This window comes from Enorma phocaeensis (assembly GCF_900186505.1).
GTDB classification, from domain to species: Bacteria; Actinomycetota; Coriobacteriia; order Coriobacteriales; family Coriobacteriaceae; genus Enorma; species Enorma phocaeensis.
The window spans coordinates 53,715-78,997 of sequence record NZ_LT891967.1 but is presented as its reverse complement, the minus strand read 5'-3'; the positions used below and the strand labels follow the sequence as shown (position 1 = coordinate 78,997).

At 62.3% G+C, this 25,283-nt stretch carries 26 protein-coding genes and 3 tRNA genes; 3 read left to right on the top strand and 26 right to left on the bottom strand.

Translation table 11 applies throughout. The features are described 5' to 3' along the window. Positions 1–762 precede the first annotated feature (762 nt). From rplT to C1717_RS00315, 26 genes are all read right to left on the bottom strand, one after another. Positions 763–1,122, bottom strand: coding sequence for a 50S ribosomal protein L20 (gene rplT, locus C1717_RS00435; protein ID WP_102371276.1), 360 nt, complete (start codon positions 1,120–1,122; stop codon positions 763–765). A gap of 49 nt (positions 1,123–1,171) precedes the next feature. Beyond that, complete coding sequence (rpmI, locus tag C1717_RS00430) at positions 1,172–1,363, bottom strand: 50S ribosomal protein L35 (RefSeq protein ID WP_102371275.1); 192 nt, start codon at positions 1,361–1,363, stop codon at positions 1,172–1,174. Between the two features lie 34 nt (positions 1,364–1,397). Continuing rightward, the gene (infC, locus tag C1717_RS00425; protein WP_420536043.1) at positions 1,398–1,997 is read right to left on the bottom strand and encodes a translation initiation factor IF-3; all 600 of its coding nucleotides are present in this window, start codon (positions 1,995–1,997) and stop codon (positions 1,398–1,400) included. A 188-nt stretch (positions 1,998–2,185) separates the two neighbouring features. Beyond that, a tRNA-Leu gene (locus C1717_RS00420) sits at positions 2,186–2,272 on the bottom strand. 35 nt (positions 2,273–2,307) lie between these two features. Continuing rightward, positions 2,308–2,511: a hypothetical protein gene (locus C1717_RS00415; protein ID WP_102371272.1), complete on the bottom strand. Its 204-nt coding sequence runs from the start codon at positions 2,509–2,511 to the stop codon at positions 2,308–2,310. Positions 2,512–2,570: 59 nt separating this feature from the next. Beyond that, positions 2,571–2,657, bottom strand: a tRNA-Leu gene (locus C1717_RS00410). 103 nt (positions 2,658–2,760) lie between these two features. Further along, positions 2,761–3,045, bottom strand: a complete 285-nt coding sequence (locus C1717_RS00405) for a PTS sugar transporter subunit IIB (protein WP_102371270.1) — start codon at positions 3,043–3,045, stop codon at positions 2,761–2,763. 90 nt (positions 3,046–3,135) lie between these two features. Further along, positions 3,136–3,220 (bottom strand) — tRNA-Leu (locus C1717_RS00400). Between the two features lie 37 nt (positions 3,221–3,257). Next, a complete protein-coding gene (locus C1717_RS00395) occupies positions 3,258–4,262 on the bottom strand; it encodes a Ppx/GppA phosphatase family protein (RefSeq protein WP_102371269.1) in 1,005 nt (334 codons plus the stop codon). A 17-nt stretch (positions 4,263–4,279) separates the two neighbouring features. Further along, positions 4,280–5,134, bottom strand: coding sequence for an FtsB family cell division protein (locus C1717_RS10765; protein ID WP_245859321.1), 855 nt, complete (start codon positions 5,132–5,134; stop codon positions 4,280–4,282). Positions 5,135–5,507: 373 nt separating this feature from the next. Further along, entirely contained in the window at positions 5,508–6,353 is an 846-nt protein-coding gene (locus tag C1717_RS00385; protein WP_245859320.1) for a PTS fructose transporter subunit IIC, read from the bottom strand. Positions 6,354–6,410: 57 nt separating this feature from the next. Further along, positions 6,411–7,310, bottom strand: a complete 900-nt coding sequence (gene pfkB / locus C1717_RS00380; RefSeq protein WP_102371267.1) for a 1-phosphofructokinase — start codon at positions 7,308–7,310, stop codon at positions 6,411–6,413. After that, the gene (locus C1717_RS00375; RefSeq protein WP_102371266.1) at positions 7,307–8,056 is read right to left on the bottom strand and encodes a DeoR/GlpR family DNA-binding transcription regulator; all 750 of its coding nucleotides are present in this window, start codon (positions 8,054–8,056) and stop codon (positions 7,307–7,309) included. Before C1717_RS00375 ends, pfkB begins: the two co-directional genes overlap by 4 nt. A 1-nt stretch (position 8,057) precedes the next feature. Then, complete coding sequence (locus C1717_RS00370; RefSeq protein ID WP_102371264.1) at positions 8,058–9,143, bottom strand: Gfo/Idh/MocA family protein; 1,086 nt, start codon at positions 9,141–9,143, stop codon at positions 8,058–8,060. A gap of 315 nt (positions 9,144–9,458) precedes the next feature. Further along, positions 9,459–10,748, bottom strand: a complete 1,290-nt coding sequence (eno, locus tag C1717_RS00365; protein ID WP_102371263.1) for a phosphopyruvate hydratase — start codon at positions 10,746–10,748, stop codon at positions 9,459–9,461. A gap of 201 nt (positions 10,749–10,949) precedes the next feature. Next, entirely contained in the window at positions 10,950–11,867 is a 918-nt protein-coding gene (gene mazG, locus C1717_RS00360) for a nucleoside triphosphate pyrophosphohydrolase (protein WP_245859319.1), read from the bottom strand. A gap of 3 nt (positions 11,868–11,870) precedes the next feature. Continuing rightward, positions 11,871–12,440, bottom strand: a complete 570-nt coding sequence (gene yfcE, locus C1717_RS00355) for a phosphodiesterase (RefSeq protein ID WP_102371261.1) — start codon at positions 12,438–12,440, stop codon at positions 11,871–11,873. Between the two features lie 4 nt (positions 12,441–12,444). Continuing rightward, positions 12,445–13,587 (bottom strand): aldo/keto reductase, encoded by a 1,143-nt coding sequence (locus tag C1717_RS00350; RefSeq protein ID WP_219722239.1) that lies wholly within the window; start codon positions 13,585–13,587, stop codon positions 12,445–12,447. Between the two features lie 270 nt (positions 13,588–13,857). Beyond that, a complete protein-coding gene (locus C1717_RS10530; RefSeq protein WP_180965776.1) occupies positions 13,858–13,995 on the bottom strand; it encodes a hypothetical protein in 138 nt (45 codons plus the stop codon). 39 nt (positions 13,996–14,034) lie between these two features. Further along, entirely contained in the window at positions 14,035–15,417 is a 1,383-nt protein-coding gene (larC, locus tag C1717_RS00345; RefSeq protein WP_102371259.1) for a nickel pincer cofactor biosynthesis protein LarC, read from the bottom strand. A gap of 123 nt (positions 15,418–15,540) precedes the next feature. Further along, positions 15,541–15,840 carry a PTS sugar transporter subunit IIB gene (locus C1717_RS00340; RefSeq protein WP_102371258.1) on the bottom strand — a complete coding sequence of 100 codons (300 nt, stop codon included), beginning with the start codon at positions 15,838–15,840 and terminating at the stop codon, positions 15,541–15,543. Between the two features lie 16 nt (positions 15,841–15,856). Next, positions 15,857–17,119 (bottom strand): glucose-6-phosphate isomerase, encoded by a 1,263-nt coding sequence (locus C1717_RS00335; protein ID WP_102371256.1) that lies wholly within the window; start codon positions 17,117–17,119, stop codon positions 15,857–15,859. Positions 17,120–17,339: 220 nt separating this feature from the next. Next, positions 17,340–18,836 carry a lactate racemase domain-containing protein gene (locus C1717_RS00330; RefSeq protein WP_102371255.1) on the bottom strand — a complete coding sequence of 499 codons (1,497 nt, stop codon included), beginning with the start codon at positions 18,834–18,836 and terminating at the stop codon, positions 17,340–17,342. A gap of 63 nt (positions 18,837–18,899) precedes the next feature. Further along, positions 18,900–19,742 (bottom strand): triose-phosphate isomerase, encoded by an 843-nt coding sequence (locus C1717_RS00325; protein ID WP_102371253.1) that lies wholly within the window; start codon positions 19,740–19,742, stop codon positions 18,900–18,902. An 89-nt stretch (positions 19,743–19,831) separates the two neighbouring features. Continuing rightward, a complete protein-coding gene (locus C1717_RS00320) occupies positions 19,832–21,004 on the bottom strand; it encodes a diphosphate--fructose-6-phosphate 1-phosphotransferase (protein ID WP_102371252.1) in 1,173 nt (390 codons plus the stop codon). 57 nt (positions 21,005–21,061) lie between these two features. Then, positions 21,062–22,150 (bottom strand): LacI family DNA-binding transcriptional regulator, encoded by a 1,089-nt coding sequence (locus C1717_RS00315; RefSeq protein ID WP_180965775.1) that lies wholly within the window; start codon positions 22,148–22,150, stop codon positions 21,062–21,064. A gap of 381 nt (positions 22,151–22,531) precedes the next feature. On the opposite strand from C1717_RS00315, the gene C1717_RS00310 reads away from it, so the two are divergent. The 3 genes from C1717_RS00310 to C1717_RS00300 all read left to right on the top strand — a co-directional run bounded on the left by C1717_RS00310 (position 22,532) and on the right by C1717_RS00300 (position 25,248). Next, positions 22,532–23,311 carry an ABC transporter permease gene (locus C1717_RS00310; RefSeq protein WP_102371249.1) on the top strand — a complete coding sequence of 260 codons (780 nt, stop codon included), beginning with the start codon at positions 22,532–22,534 and terminating at the stop codon, positions 23,309–23,311. Next, a complete protein-coding gene (locus C1717_RS00305) occupies positions 23,287–24,078 on the top strand; it encodes an ABC transporter ATP-binding protein (protein WP_102371247.1) in 792 nt (263 codons plus the stop codon). Before C1717_RS00310 ends, C1717_RS00305 begins: the two co-directional genes overlap by 25 nt. Positions 24,079–24,183: 105 nt before the next feature. Beyond that, complete coding sequence (locus tag C1717_RS00300) at positions 24,184–25,248, top strand: ABC transporter substrate-binding protein (protein WP_102371246.1); 1,065 nt, start codon at positions 24,184–24,186, stop codon at positions 25,246–25,248. Positions 25,249–25,283 lie beyond the last annotated feature (35 nt).

The window sequence follows — 25,283 nt, the reverse complement described above, 5'->3', positions numbered from 1 at the left end:
GGAAAGGTGAATCGACTCGCCCCCCGAGGGGGGCCGTGGTCTCTCACTCACGTATAGGTGAGTTCCGCTCGAAATCACAAATGGTTATCAATCGTCTCTCCCTGGCGAGGAGGGCGCGCTCCCGCGCGTTCTCCCTCTCCCGCCTCGCGGTATCCGGTTCCCAAGGTACCCGCCTGCGCGGCCCGTGCCGCGCGGCAAGGAGATATATTGCCAGAATTTCAGAGCGGTGCAAGTGTCTGTTGATTGCTTCACATTTCCATCACATATTGCTTTCTCGATCTAGTCTTCTTCTCGGTTTTCAACTCCGATTACTAACGCATATACCTGCATTCTTCCTATATGTGTCCAATCCGTTCCTCTTGGCGGTGGTTATCCGCGCGTTAACTCCCGACAACCAATTCCTTCACCTTTTTCATCTGCACATTTGTTTTGCAAGTCAGCGGGTTTCATGGCAACTGCAGCGCTTTTCCACCGCCAAGAGCACTAAACAACACTTTTGTCATTGAAATCGCTCGGTGCACGATCATTCGTGTTGTTTTAGGTATTCGCGCTCTTTGAGAGCCTGTTTGTTGCTCTGGAGAACTATAGAGATTATTTTTCAGGCACGTTATCTATAAAGCTGAACTGCTATCAAGGCTTGCATTCCTTCAACTCGCACCATCTACTTCGATATAGAACTCTAAGAAAAAAGGCACCGGGATTCCGGTGCCTTTCACTCTCGATCCTGCCAAAGGGCTCATCGAAACTATATTGAAGGAAGCCTTAGGCCTCGAGCGCCTTCTTGGCGATGGCGGCAAGCTCGTTGAAGCTCTCGATATCCTCATAGGCCATCTGGGCGAGCACCTTACGGTCAAGCTCGATGCCGGCAACCTTGAGACCGTGCATGAACTGCGAGTAGGAAATGTCGTTCATGCGGGCGGCAGCGTTGATGCGGGTAATCCAGAGGCTGCGGATCTCACGCTTCTTGTTACGGCGATCGCGGTACTGGTACTGGAGGGAGTGCTGCACCTGCTCCTTAGCATGCTTGTACGTACGGGAGGCAGCGCCATAGTAGCCCTTGGCCCGCTTCAGGATGGTGCGATGGTGCTTACGGGCGTTGAGAGCGCGCTTCACACGTGCCATATCTAATCAACTCCTAGTCTTTGGGATCGGTAAGTCGGCTAACGGACGGTTAAGCGAGACGCGACACGACCGTCTTGCGGTCGGCAGAGGAAACCGTGGTCTCCTGACGGAAGCCGCGCTTGCGCTTGGTGGTCTTCTTGGTAAGGATATGGCTCTTGTAGGCCTTGCCGCGAACCAGCTTGCCGGTCCCGGTGAGACGGAAGCGCTTCTTGGTTCCGCTGTGCGACTTCATCTTGGGCATGTTCTTCTCCTTAATCGCTTATACGACGTTGTCGTTAGTCGTTCTTGCTTTCGGCCTTTTCAGGCTTTTCGTCGAAGGCCCCCTTGATCGGGGCGAGCAGCATGAGCATGTTGCGGCCCTCGAGCTTAGGCTGCGACTCAACCGTCGCATAGGGCTTCAGGTCCTCGGCAAGACGCTCGAGAACATTCAGGCCCTGCTCCGGATGAGCCATCTCGCGGCCGCGGAACATGATCGTGATCTTCACGCGCGCACCCTTCTTGAGGAAGCGCAGGACATGCCCCTTCTTGGTCTCGTAATCGCCCACGTCGATCTTCGGTCGGAACTTCATCTCCTTGACCTCGACCTTAGACTGATTCTTACGAGCCTGCTTGGCCTTCATGGCTTGCTGGTACTTGAACTTGCCGTAGTCCATCACCTTGCAAACCGGCGGATTGGCGTTGGGCGCGATCTCAACCAGGTCGAGACCCTGCTCGTCGGCGACACGCTGCGCATCGCGGATGCCGAAGAGCCCCAGCTGGGAGCCATCGACACCGATCAGGCGGCACGTGGTCGCGGTGATCTCATCGTTGATGCGCGTGTCATCATGCTTAGCTATTTTCGGTACCTCCTTCGTAACGAAAAGCCCGGTGCTCAACAGCAGCCGGGCTTCACAACCTAAAATCGGGCGGAATACTCCTATCCCTCACGTTCAGTTGTATTGACCAGACAGCTGCCGAAGCGCCGAAAGGTGGGGGCCTGCGCCCCACTTGGTCATCGCTTGCGCGATGCGGTGTGCATGTTATCACAACTCCCGCAGTTCCACGACATCATCATGGAACGGAGTGGTGCCCGAGGCGAGGGTCGAACTCGCACGCTGTTGCCAGCGGCAGATTTTGAGTCTGCTGCGTCTGCCAATTCCGCCACTCGGGCACAGAAGACATGCCGGGATATCGTATCACAAGGGCTTAAGGAAGCCAACGACGATCATCGCCGTCTTCACGACGCACGCTGATCTTGAGCTTACCCATCGCGACGAGCACCACGAGAGCGATGAGCACGAATGGAATCAAGCGGAGCGCCCCTACGATTACCACGCCAAGAAAAGACAAGACGAGCGAGATGATCGCTGCAGCGATAAGCAAGACGATGAGCAGATAGAACCAATTCATACGCTGACCCCCGGTCGAGTGATACGAAAAAGGCCCCTGAAGGGGGCCTTATCATGCTGTGGTGCGGGCGAAAGGACTTGAACCTTCACGGGGTTGCCCCCATATGGACCTGAACCATACGCGTCTGCCAATTCCGCCACGCCCGCGTAGCCTCAACTTCTGTCGAGAGCGCAGTTATCTTACCCTAGCGACAGATTCCGCGCAAGTCTTTTTCTTGGACGAATTCCCCATGCGCGTGAAAGCGCAGGTTTACCGCGCCATGATAGAAAGGATCTCCTGTTCGGCAGCGGGACGACCCACGCCCGTGAGGAACGGCACGCCGCTCACATAGGGGCACTCAAGACCATCGGGGGCAACCGTCGTCGCCACGAGAAGGTCGGCGTCAGCACAAGTCTCCTTCGCCTCGGAGATTGCGCACTGAACGATCTCATATTTGCCATCGTACCCGTTGTCGTTCAGCAAGGAGGAAACCTTCTGGGCAACGGCAGTCGAGGTAGCGATGCCCGAGCCGCACGCAAGAACGATCTTCTTCATGGATTACGTCTCCTTTCGGGGTGTGAACGCGTTTTAGTTTACTTCCCCTTTGCACGAATGTGAAAGAAAAAGTAGCGCGTCAAAAAAGCTTGGTAGGGGCGGTGGGACTCGAACCCACAATCCCGAAGGCGAGAGATTTTAAGTCTCCTGCGTATGCCAATTCCGCCACGCCCCCAAGTATCTTGGACAGTCTATCAGACTTGCATGGATGCTCAACGCGAAAGCTCGGGAACCCAGGAGACGGTGGTCGGGGCGCCTGCGAGAACCTCGGCAATAGTCGAAGCAAGACCTGCAAGGATGCTGTTCTCGCTGACGGTCAGACGCTCATAGCCCGCGGCGCGCATCAGCTCGCGTATCACGATGGCACCGGCGAGAATCACATGAGCGCGCTTTGGCTGAACGCCTTTGAGCTGGCGGATTCCCTCCACGCTGAGGCCGCGCATGCGCTCGATGCAGAGGTCCACCTCGTCCGCTGTTAGCTCGTGGAGATGAACGAAGGAAGAATCGTACGGCTCGAGCTCGTACGTCATCGCAATCAGCGTGGTCACCGTGCCACCCACCGCGATCAGCTTTGCTCCGCTGGCGGAAAGCGAGCCCCACACCGGGGAGAACTCCTCGAAAGCCCAAGCGGCGGCACGATCGATATCGTCCTCAGCGGGAGGATCGCCCGGCAAGAACCGCTCGGTCAGGCGCCGGCACCCGATATCGAGAGACCGTGCCCGCTCGAGCTCGAGCCGTCTTGCGTCCTCGTCGTAACGACCGACTGCGACCTCGGTTGAACCTCCCCCCGAATCGGCAACCGCGATGAGCTCGCCGGGAAAATCGTGCGCCACGCCCAAGAACGTCAAGCGCGCCTCCACCTCACCGGGTATGACTTGCGGCGCGAGGCCTAGCTCTCGCAAGGGGGCAAGCAGAGCCTCACCATTTGCCGCATCACGCGCCGCACTGGTAAGCGTGGTGCACACGGCGACAGCGCCAAAATCACGAATCTCGTCTACAAATCCCCGGCAGGCATCGACGACGCGCTCGATGGCAGCCTCGCTGATGAGCCCCGTCGCATCGACGCGTTCGCCAAGATCGGTGATTATTGTCCTTTTTCGCACCCCAACGACGCACTTTCCGCGAATCTCTGCAAGCAGGAGGCGTGATGACACCGTTCCCAGATCGATGGCCGCGATCGGCATGCCGCGGGTCACCATGCCCTGATAATCAGTCATTCTGGCGTCCTTTCTTACTATTCGCCGGAAGACGCCACCGCTTGGCCATCAGCTCCCTGATAGAAGAAGAGCGCATCGAGCATTTTGATGTACCAGGGGGCATCGGCGAGCGCCGCCTGCTCGGCCTGCTCGACATCGGTAGAGGTCATCGGTCCATCCTGCCCGGCAGATTCACCGCCATCCGCAGAAGCGTCGTCTTCGGAAGAAGCGCTATCGGCGGCGCCTTCGCCCGCTTGCCCTTCGGAATCGTCTGAAGCGGAACCCGAAGCGGTTCCGGAAGCGGAGTCGTCGCCCGCAGCTGAATCGCCGGAGGTGGACGAGGCATCCCCTTCACTCGAAGAGCCCTCATCGAGGCCTACGACATCGATGACGCGCTCCCCCGGCATGACCAAGCCCAGATCCTCACGGGCAGCGCGCTCGATGCCTTCGGTCGAAAGCAAGCTGTCGACGCGCGACTCGAGGTCCTCGTTATACGCGCTCCTGATCTGGAGCTGCTGCTCCAACACGATTCCCGTGCGATATGCGGAATAGAGGTCGCGCACCGGAAAATAGATGCTTACGAGCACCGCCACTACCACAGCAGCGTAGAAAAACGGCTTTGCGGAGCCGGTGGTGAGCGAATAGATGAACTGAACCACACGGTTATCAGCCGCGTACCTCATGAACGTCGAGCGCCTTGGAGACGTCCGCGAAGACGCTCCCCTACGCGCGGCGGACCTCCTAGATGAAGATGCACCCGCGCCGCCCGCGCGAGATGAGGATGTCGCACGCAGGCGCGTGGCGGCAGCAGAAAGGTCGCCGGTGGTGGCGGCAGAGGCGGCCCGGTCGCGCGTGCGACCGCGAGCAGTGCGGTTGTTCTGATACGTTCCCATAAGCGCCTTGTACGTTTGAAGTGTGGTTATGCGCAGGTCTATCTTATACCAAGCGCTCGATACCCGCGCCCAGAAGGGCGATATGCCACTCCAAGTTGCATCGCATGCGCACAACCCATCGAATCAGCCGAATAGCGGGCGCAGAGCATAGGCACCGGCTGAGGTCCATCAATAAAAGACAGCCCCTCATCCCTGAAGCAGCTGCTCCAGGAATGAGGGGCCAGACTGGGAGACCGAGTTTTGCCGTGACGCTGCCCTGCACCCTCGCGACGGCCCTCCCCCGCCGAGGCGATCGCCTGGCACAGGTTGTAGAAGGCGCCGGGCCTCGCAGCGAGCACCCGGCGCCCATGGCTTCATTTCTCTGAGCCCGCGCTTACTTGGCAAGCCCGCTCTGCTCGGGAGGCAGGGGCTTCTTGAGCAGGGAGAGCACGAGGCAGCCCACCGCCGCGCCCGCAAAGAGCGCAATGAGGTACTGCACGGGGTTGGTGATCACCGCGATCACCCAAGCGCCTCCATGCGGAGCAGGGCTCGCGCAGCCGAACAGCATCGAGAGGCCGCCAGCGGTTGCGGAGCCGAGAATGCACGCCGGCAGCGGGGGCACCATGCCGCCTGCCATGACGGCAGCCATGATCATGTTGCCGCTCAGCGTCTGCTCGGCAAGCGCTGCGGTACCGAACACGTACGCTGCCTTGTTGACGGGACCGCCCATGTCGGTAGCCTGCATGCCGGCCACGATGATGCCGAGCGGGACCATGGAGGAACCGGACAGGCCGTTCAGGAACCCGAAGAGCGCGGAGTTGATGGCGCCCATGATGGGATTCACGCCCATCATGATGAGGCTCGTGAGAAAGACGCCGAGCACAGGGTAGAGCAGGATCGGCTTGATGCCCTCGATCGAACTGGGGAGCCTCTCGAGCGCGCGCTCGATTCCGAGCATGAGGTAGCCCGCCACGAAGCCGGCGAGAAGTGCGCCGAGGAAGCCGCCGGAAACGAGCGCCGCCTGGGCTTCGGAGCCCATGGCCGTGGAGAGGTAGCCGAGCGTGTAACCCTGCTTGGCGATCCAGCCGCCAACAAAGCCCGCCGCAAGACCGGGACGATCGGCGATGGATATGGCGATGTAGCCCGCAGGGATGGGCAACATGAAGTTGAATGCCTGGTTTAGTTGGAAGTTGAAGGGCCCTGCAACGCCTGCGCCGAGGCTCGCAATCTCACCGGGCAAGCGGCTCGGCGAGCCGGATCGCGCGGATGCGCCATCGGCATTGCGCGGACATGCATGCTACGCCGAGAGCAGCGCTTCGACCTCGGCGCGGGTAGCCAAGTGGTCGCTGAACGCGCTTGCGGAGCCCGCGGCGAGCGCCATGCGGAAAGCGGCCTCGTAGGAGCCCGTCTCCATCAGGCCTGCGAGGAACCCAGCGACCGAGGAGTCGCCCGCACCCACGGAGTTCACCACGGTGCCGCGCGCCGCCGCGCTCTCAAAGACCTGACCGGTCTGGGCGACGAGCACACCGCCCTCTCCCGCCATCGAGACGAGCACGTTGGCAGCACCCTGTTCCTGGAGCCGTCGTGCATAGGGCACCACCTCGTCGCGGCGGCTGAGCGTGACGCCGAAGATGTCACCGAGCTCATGGTTGTTGGGCTTCACGAGGAAGGGGCGGTGCGGCAGGGACCGGGTGAGCAGTTCCCGCTCGGCGTCCACGACCACGCGCACGCCGCGTCCGGCAACGCGCAGCATAAGGCGCTCGTACATATCGGAGGGCAGGCACGCGGGCACCGAGCCCGAGAGCACGAGCGTATCGTCCGCACCGAGCCCGTCCAACTTGGCGAGGAGCGCCTCGACGTCCTCCTCGGTGATCGCCGGTCCCCGGCCGTTCAGCTCGGTCTCCTCGTCGCTTTTGACCTTGACGTTGATGCGAGTCATGCCCCGCTCCACGCGGATGAAGTCGCAGTCCACGCCCGCCTCGCCGCACAGGCGCTCGAGCTCGCTGCCCGTGAAGCCGGCCGTGAAGCCGAGCGCACGGCTTCCATGGCCGAGGTTTCCAAGCACGATGGAAACATTCACGCCCTTGCCGCCCGGCAGAATCTGCTCGAATGCCGTGCGGTTGATGGTGCCGAGACGCATGCCGTCGACGCGGACGATGTAGTCGAGCGACGGGTTGAGCGTTACGGTGTAGATCATCTCCCCACCTCCACGATGTTCTCGAAGTTACGATACTCATCCGGCACGGTGCCGGCGGTAAGGATCTGGGCATACTCGAAGGGCGCGAAGCTCACCAGGCCCGTGCGCCCGAACTTGCTCGCGTCGGAGAGCACGTAGCGGCGCTCCGTGTGCTCCATCGAGACCTGCTTGACCTGGGCCTCGCTGCGGTCGGGCGTGGTGAAACCCGCCTGAGACGTGATCCCGTTGGCCCCCCAGAATCCCAAGGTGAAGTGGTAGCGCTCAAGCGAGGCGATGGCATCTGGGCCCACAAGCGCCTCGGTGGCGCTTTTGAGCTCGCCACCCAGGACGGTGACGCGGCAGCCGCGCGCGGCGAGCGCCAACGCATGGGAGACGGAATCGGTCACGTATAGCGCACGCGTCTCGGCAATGCATGCGACGAGGGCCTCGGTCGAGGTGCCCGCATCGATGTAGACGAAGTCATCCGGTTCGATGAGCGTCGCGGCGTACCCGGCGATGATGCGCTTCTCCTCGTCATGCAGGCCATGGCGCTCGGAAAGCGTGAGGTCGCGCGTAAGATGGGCGGCCTCGCGGGCGGTTGCGCCGCCGTGCACCTTCACGAGGCGATGGGCCTGGTCGAGCTTATCAAGGTCGCGCCGGATAGTTGACTCCGAAGTTCCCAGAAGCTCGGCAAGCTTGGCAACGGTGGCCGTACCCTCCCGCTCGACCACCTCCACGATGCGCGCGAGGCGCTCTTCCGCAAGCATGCTAGCGCTCCTCGGGATAGACGACGCCCCAGTTGGCACGCAGCTGGGTCATGAGTTCCATCACGTCGGAGGCGTAATCGAGCAGGACGCGCTTCTCGGCGCTGCCGGCAACCGCTGCCTCGAGGTCCGCCATCTCATAGCAGAGGGCGTATGCCTCCTCGCCGCAGCTCACGGTCTCACGGCTGCCGTCGGCTGTCCACACGATCGTGGCCGTGTCGGCGCGCGGGTACTCGCCGACCTCGATGTAGCAGCGGTCGAAGGAGATGACGGCGCGCTTGGGTTGCTTGGAGTGGAGCGAGAGCGAGACCACGCCGAGCTGACCCTCGGCGTTGCGGCACACGATGCCCGCGGCCTCGTCCACACCGGTGGCGGCGAGGTTGCCGAGCGAGACGACCTCGGTGGGCTGGCTTTCCATGAAGAGGCGCATCAGGCTGAGCGCGTAGACGCCGATGTCGAGCATGGCGCCGCCGGCGAGCGCCGGGTTGTAGAAGCGGTTGGTGAGATCGCCGTACTCCTTGTAGGACCCGAAGTTCAGCTGCGCCAGATTCATGCGACCGAACTCACCGACTGCCGCGCGACGACGAAGCTCCTGATACAGCGGCATGTGGAGAATCGTGGTGGCATCCATGAGCACCACGCCATGCGCATCGGCAAGGGCGCGGGCCTCATCCAGCTCAGCAGCGTTGAGGGTGATGGATTTCTCGCAGAGGACGTGCTTTCCCGCCGAAAGCGCGCCGCGCAGGTAGCGGATATGCGTGTTATGAGGCGTGGTGATGTAGACGGCATCGACCTCGGGGTCTGCGTAGAGCTCCTCGGGGGTGTCGTAAACGCGCTCGACGCCATGGCGCTCGGCGAAGGCGACGGCCTTCTCACGAGTGCGGTTTTCCACGCCGTAGATGCGCCTGCCGGCGAGTGCCAGCGATTCGGCCATCTGGTTGGCGATGACGCCGCAACCGATAACGGCCCACTTGAGCTGAGGCGCGGTGAAGATGTCTTTGGGGAAGGGTTTAACCGCCGCTGCGGCGAAGGCTGCGCGGGCCGCTTCTGCGGCGTCGCGCGGAGCGGCTGCGCTGATGTGGTCTGCCATGGAGCATCCTCTCTCGCTTGCGTTGTCCTCATTTTTGCGCAAGTTCTTTCAAAAGTGCGCATATCTACGCAAATAGCCGGTAAACGGTCAGTATTTCTCCGTCACCGGTATCTAATTACGCATTTTTGAGCAAAGTTAAGCAATTATGAGCACATCACTGCAGCCACGAGGACGCCATTTTCCCGCCAAACCGCGGTCGGAAACGCAGGGAGGCCCGGCGGATTCCAAAGCGAACATTCCGCAGCCGCAAAGCGGCGAGGACGTTCGCGTGGAACCGCCGGGCCTCCCGATGGGAGCTACCGTCTACCGCAGGTTCTAACGCAGGTTGTAGAAGGCGCCGCGGCCAGCATACTCAGCCGAGGTGTACAGGCCATCCTCGATACGGAGCAGCTGGTTGTACTTTGCAATGCGGTCGGAACGGCAAGGGGCACCGGTCTTGATCTGGCCGGCGTTAGTCGCGACGGCGAGATCGGCGATCGTGGAATCTTCGGTCTCGCCAGAACGATGCGACACGACGCAGGCGTAGCCCGCGCGCTTGGCCATCTCGATGGCCTCGAGGCTCTCGGTGAGCGTGCCGATCTGGTTCACCTTGACGAGAATCGCGTTCGCCGCGCCAAGCTCGATACCCTTCTTCAGACGCTCGGTATTGGTGACGAAGAGGTCGTCGCCCACGAGCTGGACCCTCTTGCCCAAGCGCTCGGTGAGCTTGACCCAACCATCCCAATCCTCCTCGGCAAGGCCGTCCTCGATGGAGATGATGGGATACTTCTCCACCAGATCGGCCCAATAGTCGATCATCTCGTCGGTGGTGAGTTCGCGACCCTCGCCCTTGAGCACGTACACTCCGCGCTCGGCGTCGTAGCACTCGGTGGTCGCAGGGTCCATGGCGATCATGAAGTCCTCACCAGGCTTGTAGCCGGCGGCTTCGATGGCCTTGACGATGTACTGGAGCGGCTCCTCGTTGGTAGCGAGGTCGGGCGCGAAACCGCCCTCGTCGCCCACGCCCGTCGCATGACCGGACTCCTTGAGCACGCTCTTGAGCGTGTGGTAGACCTCGGCGCACCAGCGTAGGCCCTCAGCAAAGCTCGGAGCACCCACCGGCATGATCATGAACTCCTGGAAGTCGACGTTGTTGTCGGCGTGGACGCCGCCATTCAGGATGTTCATCATCGGCGTGGGGAGTGTATGGCCGTTGACACCGCCCAGATAGCTATAGAGCTCCAGGCCGGCAGACTGCGCCGCGGCTCGCGCGACCGCGAGCGAGACGCCCAAGATGGCGTTAGCGCCGAGGTTGCCCTTGTTGGAGGTGCCGTCTGCGGCCAAGAGCGCCGCATCGACCGCGCGCTGGTCGAAGGCGTCCATGCCAATCACCGCGTCTGCGCACTCCTTGTTCACGTGGTCGACCGCCTTGGTAACCCCCTTTCCCAGATAGCGACCCTTATCGCCATCGCGCAGCTCGACAGCCTCGAAGGCGCCGGTCGAGGCACCCGAGGGCACCATGGCACGGCCGAACGAGCCGTCGTCGAGCACAACCTCGACCTCGACCGTAGGGTTGCCACGCGAATCAAGTACCTCGCGGCCGTAGACATCCAAAATCTCGCTCATTGGTCATCCTTTCTCTCCCGGGAACGCCGAGCATCTTCGGCACCCCGTCCTTCGCAGCGAGCGAAGGTTAGCCAATTCAAACTTAAGTTCTTATGCCCCGTTTTCCTGTAAAGTATCGCTCGGTCGCCAAAACGGAAAGAAACGATCGCTGGCTGAGCCGTTCTGCAGCAATCAAATGCCGCCGGCCCCGCACGGCCCACCCTACTCCGCCGCTTTGGCCTCCTCCCACAAGCGATTCAGCTCCTCAGTCGAGAGGTCCTCGACCGCATGCCCCTCGCGCCAAGCAAGGCCCTCCACCGCGCTCCAGCGCGCGCGGAACTTCCTCGTACTCGCCCTCAGGGCGCTCTCGGCATCGATGCCTTCCTTGCGCGCGACGTTTACCAAAGCGAAGAGCAGGTCGCCGAATTCCAGCGCGCGTTCGGGGCTGCCGGGAGCCTCCGCCTCGAATTCAGAGCGCTCCTCAGCGACCTGCCTCCAAACGTCATCGACGGTTTCCCACTCAAAGCCCACCTTGGCAGCGCGCTTGGAGACCTTCTCGGCCTGCATGAGCGCCGGCAGCGAACGGGGCACGGAGTCGAGCAGCCCTTCCGGGCGCTCGGGGCGGGCGGCCTCGGGATCCTCCTCCGCTGATGTGCTATTCCCCGCCTGCCCCTCTTGCGGCGCGGAACGCTCTTCGCGCTCGGCGCGTTTCACCGCATCCCAGATGTCAAGCACCTCGGCAGCGTCATGGGCACCGGAGCTCTCGCCAAATACGTGTGGATGCCGGCGGATGAGCTTCTCATCAAGGTCGCCCACAACGTCGGCTATCGAGAATTCCCCGGCGTCGGCTGCGATCTGGGCGTGGAGCATGACCTGCATGAGCACATCACCGAGTTCCTCGCGCAGGTGCGCGGCATCACCATCCTCGATGCAATCGACCGCCTCGTATGCCTCCTCGAGCATGTTCTTGGCGATGGATGCATGGGTCTGCGCACGGTCCCATGGGCAGCCATCCGGCTGACGCAGGCGCCAGATCGTCTCGGTGAGCCCGTCGAAGGCGACGCTCGCATCGACGCGGGTCGAACGGTCGCGCTGCGATGAGGAGGCGCCGTCGCCGTGCGTTTCCTTCATGCCCGCCATCGCCTACGCCTCCTCAAGCACGACGTGGGTGAACGCCTCGGCGAGGGGCTTGCCGCTCTCGTAGATGCCGAAGCTATGGCTCCCATCTTTGGGGATGCTCACGCTCCCGGGGTTGAACGCCCATATTCCCGGCTTGCCCGGCACCTCTTCGTTCACTTTGACGTGCGTGTGGCCATACACGATGGCCGAGCCTTCGGGCAGCGCCGGAAGGTTGTCCACGCTGTTGTGGAACCCGGCTCCGAAGATATGGCCGTGCGTGAGGAACAGCTCGCGCCCGGCATCGTCAACGATCACCGCATAATCGGACATGCACGGAAAGTCGAGAACCATCTGGTCGACCTCGGCCTCGCAGTTTCCGCGCACAGCGATGAGGGAACCCGTCTGGGCAAGACCGTTCATAAGTGGAATCACGCGCTTGGGATCGTAGTCGCGAGGCAGGTCGTTGCGCGGGCCGTGATAGAGGACATCGCCCAGAATCGCGATACGGTCGGGCTGCTCGCGCTCGATGGCCTCCATCAAGCGCCCCGCCCAGTACGCCGATCCATGGATGTCGGATGCGATGAGGATCTTCATGCCGTTAACCTTCCTTGTCGAACAGCCCCGCGGCCTCTTGGAGCACCTCTATGATGGGCAGATGCTGAGGGCAGGCGCCCTCGCACTGGCCGCATGCGATGCACTCGGATGCACGGGCGGAACCATCCGCCAGCGCGTGCTCGTACATGATGTCTGCCCGGCTATCCTTATAGCGCCGTTGCGTGTTCAGCGCAGCGATGATGGCGGGAATGTCGATGCCCTGAGGGCACCCGGGCGTGCAATAGCGGCATGCCGTGCAGCCAACCACCTCCACCGAGGTGATGATCTCCACGACGCGACGCAGCAGCGCGCGATCGTCGTCGGCGAGCGGCTTGAAGGAATCGGGGGCGAGCAGACCGGCGTTCTCCGCCATCTGGGATTCATCGGACATGCCGGAGAGCACGACCTTCACATTCGGCAGCGACGCCGCGAAGCGCAGCGCCCACGAGGCCTGGGACGCCTGCGGATCGGCCTCGGCGAGCAACGCCGCGGCATCCTCCGGCAGCCTGGCGAGCGTCCCGCCCTTGACGGGTTCCATCACCACAACCGGCACGCCATGACGCTCTGCCGTCTCATAGCACGCACGAGCCTGCACGGCGTCATGTTCCCAATCGAGGTAGTTCAGCTGAAGCTGCACGAATTCGACCTCAGGATGATCGGTGAGCAGCCGGTCCAGCACGTCGGCGGTGTCATGGCACGAAAAGCCCAGGTGCCGAATGAGCCCCTCGTCCTTCATGCGGCGCGCCCATTCCCAGCAACCGAAGTCCTCGTACATCTTGATCTGGTTGCCGGCGACGTTATGCATGAGGTAGTAGTCGAAATGCCCGGCACCGGTGCGCTCGAGCTGCTCGGCGAAGATTCGCTCGACATCGCCCGGTTCCTTAAGCAGCCAGCCGGGCATTTTGGTGGCGAGTGTGAAGCTCTCGCGCGGATAGCGGTCGACGAGGGCCTCTTTGGCAACGCACTCCGAAGCACCATCGTGATAGACGTACGCGGTGTCGAAATACGTGAATCCAGCGGCGAGGAACGCATCGACCATGGTCTTCACGCGCTCCACGTCGACCGGAGCGGCCTCGCCCTCGCCCACACGCGGCAGGCGCATGAGCCCGAACCCCAGCTTACCCACAACCTCATCGAATGCAGCCACGCGACCACGCTCCCCTCGGCATAGCAAAATCGGCGCCAAGCGGCGCCCTCTTCCGCTTGTACCCCATATGCGCGCAAAACGACACGACCCCTGCAGAGTCCCAAGCGAGGATCGCGCCGTATGAGAGGACCGTGCCACCGCGTGACTTGTCGCAAGGCCCCTTACAACCGCCGCTGAGCACGGGGAGATGATGTTGCCGGCGACAGCTGTAAGCTGTGGACTCCGCGGCCGCGGAGTGCGTGCGGCCGCGGAGAAGGTGAGACGAGCGAGCTATGCCTCGGCATGCTTCTTTGCGAGGTCAGCCCCCATCTCGTCCATGGTCTTCTTATCGAGGTTGTAGATGAACTTGAGCGAGATGAACTCCAGGACGGCGGCGACGAGATAGCCGCCGGCAACCATGTAGCGCATACTGAGAGCGACATCGACGGGCTGGGCGGCGCCGAGCGCCTATCGTTCTCCTGCCTTCGCGACGGCGTCCTGGACGGCTCGCAAGCTGACGCCATGCTGCGCTGCGAGAGCGGCACAGTCGTCGAACTCGGGCTTCTCGCGCGTTTCGCCGTCTGGAAGCGTGACGACCTTCGTACGCACCGTCCCCCACGGCGTTTCCGCCGATCCCTGCTCTCGCCTGAGAACGCTGCGCTCGCAAAGCCAGCGACGGATGCCGATCGTTCCCGTTTCGGCAAAGATGATTCCCTCGAAACGCTCGGCATCCTCTGGAGATGCGATGACTTGCAACTGCCAAGCCGGTCTCCCCTTCTTGGTGAACACCGGAGCCCAATGCACCTCCCGAGCGCCAGCCGCGCGGAGCGCATCGGCGGCATACCCCAGCTGCTCGCCAGTTGCATCGTCGATGTCGCACTCGAGGCGCACGATGCTGTCCTGGGGCAAGGGCGCCTCGTCCTCGATGATGATTGCACGAAGGATGGAGGGCACCTCGTAGGAGCGCTTGCCAGAGCCAAAGCCGACCTGCTTGACCGTGAAGCGCGCCGGCAGCTTCCGTTCAGCGTCGAGAGCCGCCACGATGGCAGCGCCCGTAGGCGTCACGAGTTCTCCCTCAACATCCCCAATGGTGAGCGACAAGCCCTGTTGCTGGACGATGTTGAGCGTAGCGGGTACCGGCACGGGAATGACGCCATGCTGGCAGCGGATGGTCCCACGACCGTCTACGAGGCGCGGAACGATAACCCGGTCGATATCGAGATCATCGATGAGCACGGCGACCGACACGATGTCCACGATCGAGTCGACGGCGCCAACTTCGTGGAAATGCACCTCATCGAGGGATACGCCATGCGCCTTGGCTTCGGCAGCCGCGATGATGGAGACCATACGATGCGCGAGGTCGCGAGCGCGGGGCGCTAGCCTACCGGCGTCGATGATTCGGTCGATGTCCGCAGGGCCACGATGCTCATGATGGTGGGCATGGCCGTGCCCATGGTCATGGCCGTGATGATGCTCGTCGTCATGGCGATGAGCATGGTCATGCCCATGGCACTGCGCGTGCTCGTGCTCATGACCGTGGGCATGAGCGTGGCCGAGCACCTGCTCGCCGTCATGGCCTTGGGCATGGGCGAGAGCATGCTCTCCGCCGAAGAGATACGCCATGTCATGATCGTGGTTCTCATGCGCAGCATCCAGAACCACGTCGAAATCGCAGCAATCGAGGCCCGCCTTTGCCACGCGCGAAACGCGGACCTCGTAGCCATCGACGGGGAGCGACGCGAGCGCATCGCGAAGGCGCGCCTCGTTCCCTCCAAGATCGAGCAGCGCAGCGACGGTCATATCGCCGCTGATGCCGCAGGTGCAATCAAGATAGAGGGTCTTGCCCATGATGCGCGCCCCTTTCCACATTCGACCCGCTGCAAAGCGCGTCCCACATGATCCCTGGTGGAGATGAATACGAAAACGGGGGCACCATCCGGCGCCCCCGCGGCATACCAGCCAGAACTCCTTCTACGCGAGCTCGCGGTTGATCTGGGCGATGATCGCCTCGGTGTCCATGGAAGCGAACGCTTCAGCAGGAAGCACTGCGATCTTCTTGTCGGGGCAGCTCATCTTGACCACATCGAGTTTGAACTCGACCTGCGGGGTGAGCAGCAGCAGATCCGCGTCCTTGGCAGCCTCCTCGAGCGAGGTGAGCGCTGCGGCGGAGACCTTCATCTCGAGTCCGAGACGGTCAGCAGCTTCCTGAACCTTGCCTGCGAGCACGGTGGTCGACGTGCCGGCAGCGCACAGCAACTTAACGTTCTTCATATACGGGTCCCTCTTTCTACTTTCCCAGAGCCTTGAACATCAGGCGCTTATATGCCTCTACGCCGGGCTGGTCAAAGGGATTGACGCCCAGCAGTTCGCCCGAAAGGTAGCAGGCGAACGCGAACCAATAGAACATCATACCCATATGTTCGGCATCGAGTTGCCCCAACTCGAGCGTCATCACAGGAAGTACCTCAGCGTGCGCGGCGCGCGTCGCCGCGAAGCTCGCCTTGTTGATGTCCCAGAAATCCTTTCCGTCGAGGTAATCAAAGGCGTCCGCGACATCGGTGCCGCCGAGCACCAAGCTATCCCCCTCGCCGGGATTCAACAGATCGATGAAGGTCTCGAAAAGCTGGTGGGTACCATCCTGAGCATATTGGCCGAGCGAGTGCATCTCCTCGGAGCACTCGAGCGAGGACGGGAAGATGCCGCGCCCGTCCTTGCCCTCGCTCTCAGCGAAGAGCTGCTCCCACCATTTCGAGAACCAGCGGAACCGTGGCTCGAAGAAACCGAGCAGCTCCACCCGGTAACCACGATCCCACAGGATGTTGCGCATGCACGCATAGCGCCAGGCGGAATTGGAAACGCCCGTGACGCCGCGGCAGATACCCTGCATCTCCTTGGCGCCTGCAGCAAGCGCGCGGATATCGGCACCCGCGACGGCGAGCGGCAGCAGGTGAACCTCGGTGAGGGCGGTGTAGCGACCGCCCACGTTGGTCGCGAACGGCACGAACGTATAGCCCTCTGCCTGGCAGAGGTCATCCAGAGGCGAGCCGATGGTGCCCGTGCACACGATACGCCGCGCCGCCTCCTCGACGCCATAGCGATCAACCAGGTACTGGCGCAGCAGCCTGAAGGACGAGCCGGGCTCGAGCGTCTCGAAGTTCTTGGCGATGCAGTCGATTACCACGTCATGGCCTTCGAGCTCGCCGATGACGCGGTTGAGCTCATAAGCAGATAGGGTGTTGCCCGCGTACACGATTCGCGCGCTCTTTGGCGCCAGCGCCTTGATGACCGCACGGGCGGAGTTGTTCGAACCCCCAACGCCGATGATGACGAAGGTGTCCGCGATAGCGCGGATCTTCTCGGCGAGGCGCTCGGTGCGCGAGAGGATCTCCTCCCCCGCCCATTCATCCACGTCGAGCCATCCCTGCGAGTCGGCATAGCGCTCCTCGCCGGCTTGGCAGCGCTCGAGCACGGCGGCATGAGCGGCGGCGTACGCCTCGAGTTCGTCTTTGGCGACGAATTTCTCGGCGTACGTGGTGTTTAGATCGAGCATGAGTCAGCTCCCATCGAACTAGTAAGAGCCCGGACGCTGCCCGCACACCGGCACGCAGCCGCTGCGCACGATGCGCGTCGGCCGCGTCCGGGCTCTCTTGCAACGCTGACGATGTTTCCAGGAAGGCCAACGCCGCCAGGACGAGGGCCATGTGGCGGCCCCAGAAACGAGGCTGTCCAGGTACGGTGGATGACCGGCCCGGACAGCCTCGGTCAGATGGCTAGCAGCCGCAGGGATGCGCCGGGGCGTCATCCATGAACGTGCTGTTCTGCGACGGGTCCTTCATGCACAGGTGCGGCACGGCGCGGTTGTACGCATGCGGCAGCGCCAAGATGTTGGGGTTGCCGTCGGTGTACTTGCGCGTGGCGTCGGCGATGGCCTCCTCGAACGTCGGGCGGGTCTTGAGGCCCATGGTGCGAGCGATGCCAGGCTTCTGCGCGCCCACGATGTAGGTGGCGGAGAGATACTTCTCGGCAAGATTACCGCAGGTCATCATGCTGAAGCCGTGGAAGGGGTGGAACGCGTGGGCGAAGCGGTACTTGCGGATGTACTCCTCGTTGGTGGCAAAGTACTCGCCGTACTCGATCATATCGTCAAGCGTGTTCATCTTGTCGGACTGCCACAGCTCCCACTGCTCGCGCAGGTACGGCCAGCGCTCGTCGTGGAACCACCCGTTGCAGTAGCTCGCGATGACGAAGACGCAATGATCGGAAAGGATGCGCTTGTGACGGATGACCTGGGCGGAGACGGCTTGCATCATCTGGATGGGGTTCGTGCCCATGCCGTCGCCGTAGTGGAAGTTCGTGGGCATACCCATGACCACGATGTCGTACTTCTTCTCGGCCCAATGCACGTAGGTGCGCTTGTCCGCGACCTCCCAGGAAATGGGCTGCATCTCGGCCGCATAGCCGGAGAAGATGGCGATCTGGCGGCTCCACGTGTCGAGCACCGCGTCCACGCAGAAGAACTTCTTGCCCATCTTCTCTTCCATGAACATGCCCTGCTGGTCGAACTTGTCGCGCATGAGCGATGAGGTGGAGACAGGTACGAAGTCGGGACGGCTCATAACGCGCGGCACATGGTGCGCGCTGATGGAACGCCAGTGGGTGATGCCCGTGGCGCAGTGCTTGTATCCACCCGAGTAGCCGCCGTAGGGGTTACCCTGCGTGTGGCCGATGAGAATGGCGATATCGGCGTCGTAGACGTACTTGTTCATGATCACGTGATCGCCGGCGGCTGTGAAGCCCAGGTCGACGAGATGGTCGTAATCCTCGGAATCATGGCTCGTGATCTGGCCGGTGCCCTCGAACTCGTTGTAGAGGTCAAGCCCCAAGATCTGCTTGGCCTCGGCGGTCGAGGTGCGCGGATGCAAGCCGTTTGAGAAGAGCAGCAGCACGTCATCATGCTTCACGCCGTTGGCGAAGAGCTCATCGAGGCAGGCACGGATAGCGACCTTGCGGTGCGCGGTGGGCTGCGTACCGCCCTTCACGATGTCGGGGATGACGATGACGACCTTCTTGCCCGGCCCGGCATAGGAGGCGAGCGGATCCATGCCGATGGGGTTGCGGATGCTCTCGAGCGTCGCGTTGTACAGGCTGTCCCAATCCTGGGGAAGGCACTCGGGGTCCTTAACCGTCTCACCGGTGACGAAGACGTCGGTCGTATCGGGGAGCTCGGCTCCCATCATGCCGGTACCCCACTCGAAATCAAGATGCATTGCGGTTCCTTTCTGTCAAACCGATTGATGCCAACCGTGCTGCCGGCCGTCGCGGCAAGCGATCTATACGCCCAGGTAAAGGCGGACGATCTCGAAGTACTCCTCGGGATAGAAGCCGATCTCACCCGTGAAACGCGTGAGCGCGATGAGGCCGCCGTCGATAGCGTCGATGCTGGCGAGCATCTCGGCGTTATCGCTCTTGAGGCCGCCGCCGTACACGACAGGCAGACCGCCCGAGCGCTCCTTGGCGAGCTCTGCCACGCGGGTGATGTGCTCCTTCCCGGCGGGCGTCTTGCCCGGCCCGATGCTCCACACCGGCTCATAAGCGAGCGCCACCTTGGACGTGTCGACATCCGCGAGGCCGCGCTCGATCTGGGCGGCGATCACCTCGTGCCAGGCGTCCGCTTCCTCCTCGCGCTCCCCGATGCAGAAGAGCACGTCGAGACCGGCATCCACCGCACGCTTGAGCTCCTCGTTGAGCAAGCGGTCGACCGCAGGCGCGGCATCCGTGCCCTCGACGCCCACCGCGGCCATAACCTCGCGCAGCGCGTTGCGCTCCTCGCAGTGGCCGATGAGCACGCTGTCCACACCGAGCTGAACCATGGCGGAAGCAGGACGTAGGCTCGTGAAGGCACCGAAGTTCCCGCCGGGAGCTGTGGTTGCGCGGTGGATGCCCTGGCACCCCACGTGCAGCGCCGAACCCTCCTTGAGCGCGCCGGTAGCCGAGATCAGATGCGCCTCGGGCAGAAACGCCGCGAAGTGCGCCCGGTCTGAGAGCTCGGTCACGCCATCCTGCAACGCGTCGACGACGGCTGCGCCCCATGCGCGCGGATCGGCGAGGCGGTTCACGCCTCCGAATTCCGGCGTCACGTCGAAGCGCTTGAGGTTCAGGTAGATCCGTTTCATGTGTTTCGCTCCTTCTTGGTTACCTAGAGCCGTACCCAGTTGCCGCGATCAGGCGGTCGGGAATGGATGATTCTTTAAAGCGCAGCACCTCATGCAAAGCTCACGAGGCGCGGCAGGGGCTCGCCTATGAGCGGGCGGCACCAGGCGCGGAACTCCTCGGTGACGCCGTTGCCCCGCTCGTTGATGAACCGATCGGGAACATGCTGCTCGTCGAGCATGACCTGCTCGATCGGGATGCGCACGCAGCGGACGGCGTAATCGGGGCCATCCTCACGCTCGAAGCCGATCATCTTGCCGGAGTCGCCCTCGAGCGCGGCGAGCACCGCCTCGCGTCCCGCGCGAATCGCCTCGTCGCGGTCGACCGAGCTTTGATAGGCGATGGAGGCGCGGCCCACCAGCCCGGGCTTCTCGGAGCGGGATTTGTAGCCGAGCCTCTTGATGATGAGGTTTGACAAATGAGCGGAGACGTCGCCGAAGTATGTAGCGCGGCCGACCGTCATAACCGGCTCGACGATGGGGGTTCCATCCGCATAGTGAAGCCCCTCGCTCACGACGACGACGCCGGAGCGCTTCTCGTCGATGAGCTTCTGCACGTCGGCCAGGAATTCATCCTCGTTAAAATCGCGCTCGGGCAGGTAGATCAAATCGGGGCCGGGGATACCCGCATCCGATGCGAGAGACGACGATGCGGCGACCCAGCCCGCAGAGCGACCCATGACCTCGAGGACGACGATATGGATGGGTAGGCCCTTCACGTCGCAGCAGACCTCCGAAGTTGCCTGGGCTACGAAGCGCGCAGCGCTGCCGAACCCGGGCGCATGGTCCGTCACGGCGATGTCGTTGTCCATTGTCTTGGGAATGCCCATGACACCGACTTCGAGACCCGCCTCGCAGCAGGCATGGTAGATCTTGCCGCACGTGTCCATAGACCCGTTGCCGCCCGTCATAAGAACCCAGCGGATCCCGTGGCGCCCCACCGCTTCAGCAAGGCGGCGGTAGCCTTCCTCGTCTACTGCGTCGCGGCCCGTCCCTATCGCGGAGGACGGCGTAGAGGGCAGCAGGGCGAGATCGCTCTCAGGCACCGAGCGGAAGTCAACGAAATCCCCGGAGGCAAGCCCCGCGACACCGCCTCGAGCGCCGAGCACGGCGCCGACACCAGGCGCATCGAGCGCGGCTCGTACAGCCCCGTACAGCGATGCGTTGATAACCGCCGTCGGACCTCCCCCGTGGATGACCAGCAGGTTGTCCCCTCTCGTTGTCATGTTCCATCACCTCTGCCTAAATGCTTCCCCCATGGGGATTACCACCGTTGTAGATCATCATGCGATTCCCGCCTCAGCAGGCTGCGGGTATCCGCCGTGCAGCGCAGGAGGGCTCACGATATTGGTCAGGCGCAGCAGCCGCGCCGACACCGGCTTCCCATCCAAGCGCGAGAGCAGCTCGTCGGCGCAAGCGACGCCCGCATCGAAATTGGGCATGCGCGTATAGAAGTCGGGATGGAAATGGCTCTCGCCGTTGTTCGCAAGCTCCGCCGTGATGATGCCGCGGTATCGATAGAGCTGCCTGATGGGTTCGGTCCAACCCGACCAGCTCGCAATGACGGCGTCACCGGCCTCGAGCGGCTCACTGGCATGCAGAATCGTTTCCATGAACGCGCTGGTGAGCTCTTCTCCCTCATCGGTGATGCCGACAGAGTACCTAAGATCCCAGGTGTCGAGGTTCCCGAGCGTGATGGGGACTTCGACCTCGATGAGCTCGATATGCGGATGAGCGTCCAGGACATCGTGCAGGCCCGCCCCGCGCTGCTCTTCCTGCGCGGTCGCCATCTGCGGCTTTACGTAGAGCACCCGGCGCGGGCAGCGCTCGATCACGCGGTCTGCAAGCAGCCGCGCACCCCCGCGGTAATCGAAGTCAACGGAGCTGAAGGCATCGGAGGACTGCTGGCAATCGAACGTCACGAACGGAACCCCGTCGCTCCCGATCCGCTCGACGCTCGCATCATCAGGGCCCACGTTATCCTTACCGAGGAAAATGACCCCGTCGACCCTGCCCTCGTAATACGCGAGAAGATAATCGGACAGGCCGTTGTCCTTCATCTTGTTGGTGCACAGCAAAACCATGAGGCCATTGCGCTCAAGCTCGCTTTGGATTCCTTGAATCGTCTGGCTGAAGCGAGGGACCGCAAGGTTCTTCTTCGCAACGACGCCCACGCATCCCGAACGTTTGCGCCTCAATGCACGTGCCGCGCTACTGGGTATGTAATGGAGGTCGCGGGCAACGCGCAGCACACGTTTACGGGTCTCGGGCGCGATCTTCTGCCCGGGGGTGTCGTTGATGACATAGGAGACCGTAGCCGTGGTCACGTTCGCTGCCTGCGCGATGTCCTTCAACGTGACGCGCTTGCCCATCTCCAGCCCCTCCCGATCATTCCCGCGCAAAGTCATTCGCATGCCGTATATACACCCATAGCATATAACTTATACGATTAAGTAAGAAGAAGTATTTTGCCGAAAAACCGCTGACGGCGAAACAGAATGGAAATCAACCACTCGCGCGTGATTCCGTACCGTTCGCAGAATGGCACCAGGGTGTTCATGATGATTTTCATGGCATGTTACCTGCTCGTTCACTCATGGACGGTAGGTTTTTAGCGATGAACGGTAACCGGTTTGTCCCAACATTTCTTCAAATCGCGCTTTACACTTTGATTACCTGAGTCCTGCATGACTACTTAAACGTATAAGTGATAGTTCAGGACTTTGGACCGCGTGAGGAAGGAGTCCCATACGATGGATCAAAAGAAAGTGCCAATCTGGGCGAAGATCCCCAACGTAGTTTGGGTTTTGATCTCGTTCGCCTGCGCGATCGTGCTCTGGCTGGCGGCATCCAGCCAGATGCCCGCGGTGTTCGCCCCACCCGCCGAGGTGTTCGACGCCATGATGAGCCAGATCGAGAGCGGACGCCTATTCGAGCACATCTTCGCATCGCTGTCGCGCGTGCTCATCGGCTTCGGCCTCGCGTTCGTGACCTCGATTCCGGTCGCGTTCCTCATGGCCTGGTACGACCCGATCCGCCACATCGTCGAGCCGTGGATCCAGTTCGTCCGCAACATCCCGCCGCTGGCCTACGTGTTCCTGCTCATCGCATGGCTCGGCATCGGTAACGAGTCCAAGATCGCGGTCATCTTCATCGCTGCCTTCCTCGTTCAGGTGGTCACCATCTACCAGGGCGTCAAGGGCGTCGACACCACGCTCATCAAGGCTGCCCGCGTGCTGGGCGCCAAGCAGAAGGACATCTTCTTCAAGGTCACCATCCCGGCAACGACCCCGTTCATCCTCGTCGCAGCGCGTCTGGGCCTCTCCACCTCCCTCACCACGCTCATGGCGTCCGAGATCGTCGGTGGCGACCGCGGCCTGGGCATGATGATCCAGCAGGCAAGTGGTTACTACGACATGGCGACGGTCCTTCTGGGCATCATCCTGCTCGGCGTGATCGGCATCTGCTTCGAGAAGATCGTTCGCTTCCTTGAAAGGAGGTTCACCGGATGGCAGGAAACGATGCAGCAGTAAAGGTCCACATCGACCATGTGGTGAAGAAGTTCCAGACTCGCAAGGGTGAGATGACCGCGCTCAACGGCGTGGACCTCGACATCCACGAGAACGAGTTCATCACGGTGGTCGGCCCCTCCGGCTGCGGCAAATCCACGCTTCTGAACATCATCGGCGGCCTTGAGACCCCCACCGAAGGCCAGGTTCTCGTGGACGGCAAGCCCGTCGACGGCCCGAGCCCCGAGCGCGGCATCGTGTTCCAGCAGTACGCGCTCTTCCCTTGGCTCACGGTCATCAAGAACGTCATGTTCGGCCTTAAGCTCCAGGGCAAGTCCAAGGAAGAAGCCGAGGAGATCGCCCACAAGTACCTCAAGATGGTCGATCTCGAGGACTTCGCCAACCATTACCCCAAGGAGCTCTCCGGCGGCATGAAGCAGCGCGTCGCCATCGCCCGCGCCTACGCCACCAACCCGAAGGTCCTGCTCATGGACGAACCCTTCGGTGCATTGGACGCGCAGACCCGCACCCAGCTCCAGCAGGAACTCATCGAGACCTGGGAGAAGGAGCGCAAGACCTGCTTCTTCATCACCCATGACGTCGAAGAGGCCATCATCTTGGGCCAGCGCTGCGTCATCATGTGCGCACGCCCCGGCCGCGTGAAGGACATCATCGACATCGATATCCCCTATCCGCGCGACCAGGCCACCAAGATGAGCCCGCGGTTCCTCGAACTCAAGAACGAGATCTGGAGCCAGGTCTATCAGGAGTACCTGTCTGTCCGCAAATAGCGGATGCAAGGATACCCGCAGCGAATCGGCGCGATGCGATGCGGGTACGACATCGGTAATCATGCGCACCCGAATCCAGGGGCGCAGGAAGAGAAGGAGTGCCTTATGAAGTACCTCAACGATCTCATGGTCAGCCGTCGCGGCGTGCTCGCCGGCACCGCCGGTCTCGGCGCGGCTGCCGCGCTCGCCGGTTGCTCCGGCGGCGGCACCACCTCCGGCAGCACCGCCGGCAGCGCCGCTTCCGGGAGCAGCTACGAGCCGGTGACCCTGCGCGTGGCATACATGCCCAACCTGGGTTCCGCCTCCTCCCTCTTCACGGCCATCGAGCAGGGCTACTTCGAGGAGGTCGGCATCACCGTCGAGCCGCAGCAGTTCGAGGCCGGCCCGGCCGAGATCACCGCTATGCAGTCCGGTGACATCGACATCGCCCAGATCGGCCATGGCGCGCACTCGCTGTGCATCAACGGCGACGCCGTCGTGTTCCAGTTCGACCAGCTCTCCCAGGCTGACGCCGTCGTGTGCGACAAGAGCCGCGTAGCTTCTGCTGAGGAGCTCGCCGGCAAGACCGTCGGCGTGTCCTCTGGTACCTCCTCCGAGATCATCCTCCAGTTCGTGCTCGAGGATGCCGGCCTCACCATGGACGACATCAACGCCGTCGAGATGCAGGTCTCCGGTATGACCACCGCCCTGATCCAGGGACAGATCGACGCCGCCGCCACCTGGTCGCCCAACACCGTGACCATCGAGCAGGAGCTCGGCGAGAACTACCTGGTCCTTGGCACCAACATCGACTACACCGACCGCGCCGCCTTCCCCTCGAGCTTCGTCTGCCTGCCCGATTACGCCGAGGAGAACGCTGAGATCCTCGCCCGCTTCGGCGCCGCCATCGAGAAGGCCCAGGTCTATCGCGCCGAGAACATCGACGACGTCGCCTCCATGCTCGCTGGCGAGCTCGGTGTCTCCGAGGATACGATGCTTCAGGCAACCGGCGAGGGCGACTGGCAGGGTGCTGCCGACGCCATCGGCGACAACGAGACCATTCTCGGCTACTACGAGGCCCAGCAGCAGGTCTTCCTCAACAACGGCACCGTCGAGGCCGAGGTTCCCGTCGAGGACTACGTCAAGACCGACATTATGGACCAGTCCTACGGGATCTACGAGACGCTGTAGTGCCCCAACCTGCATCTCAGTGGCTCAGGTCTGAC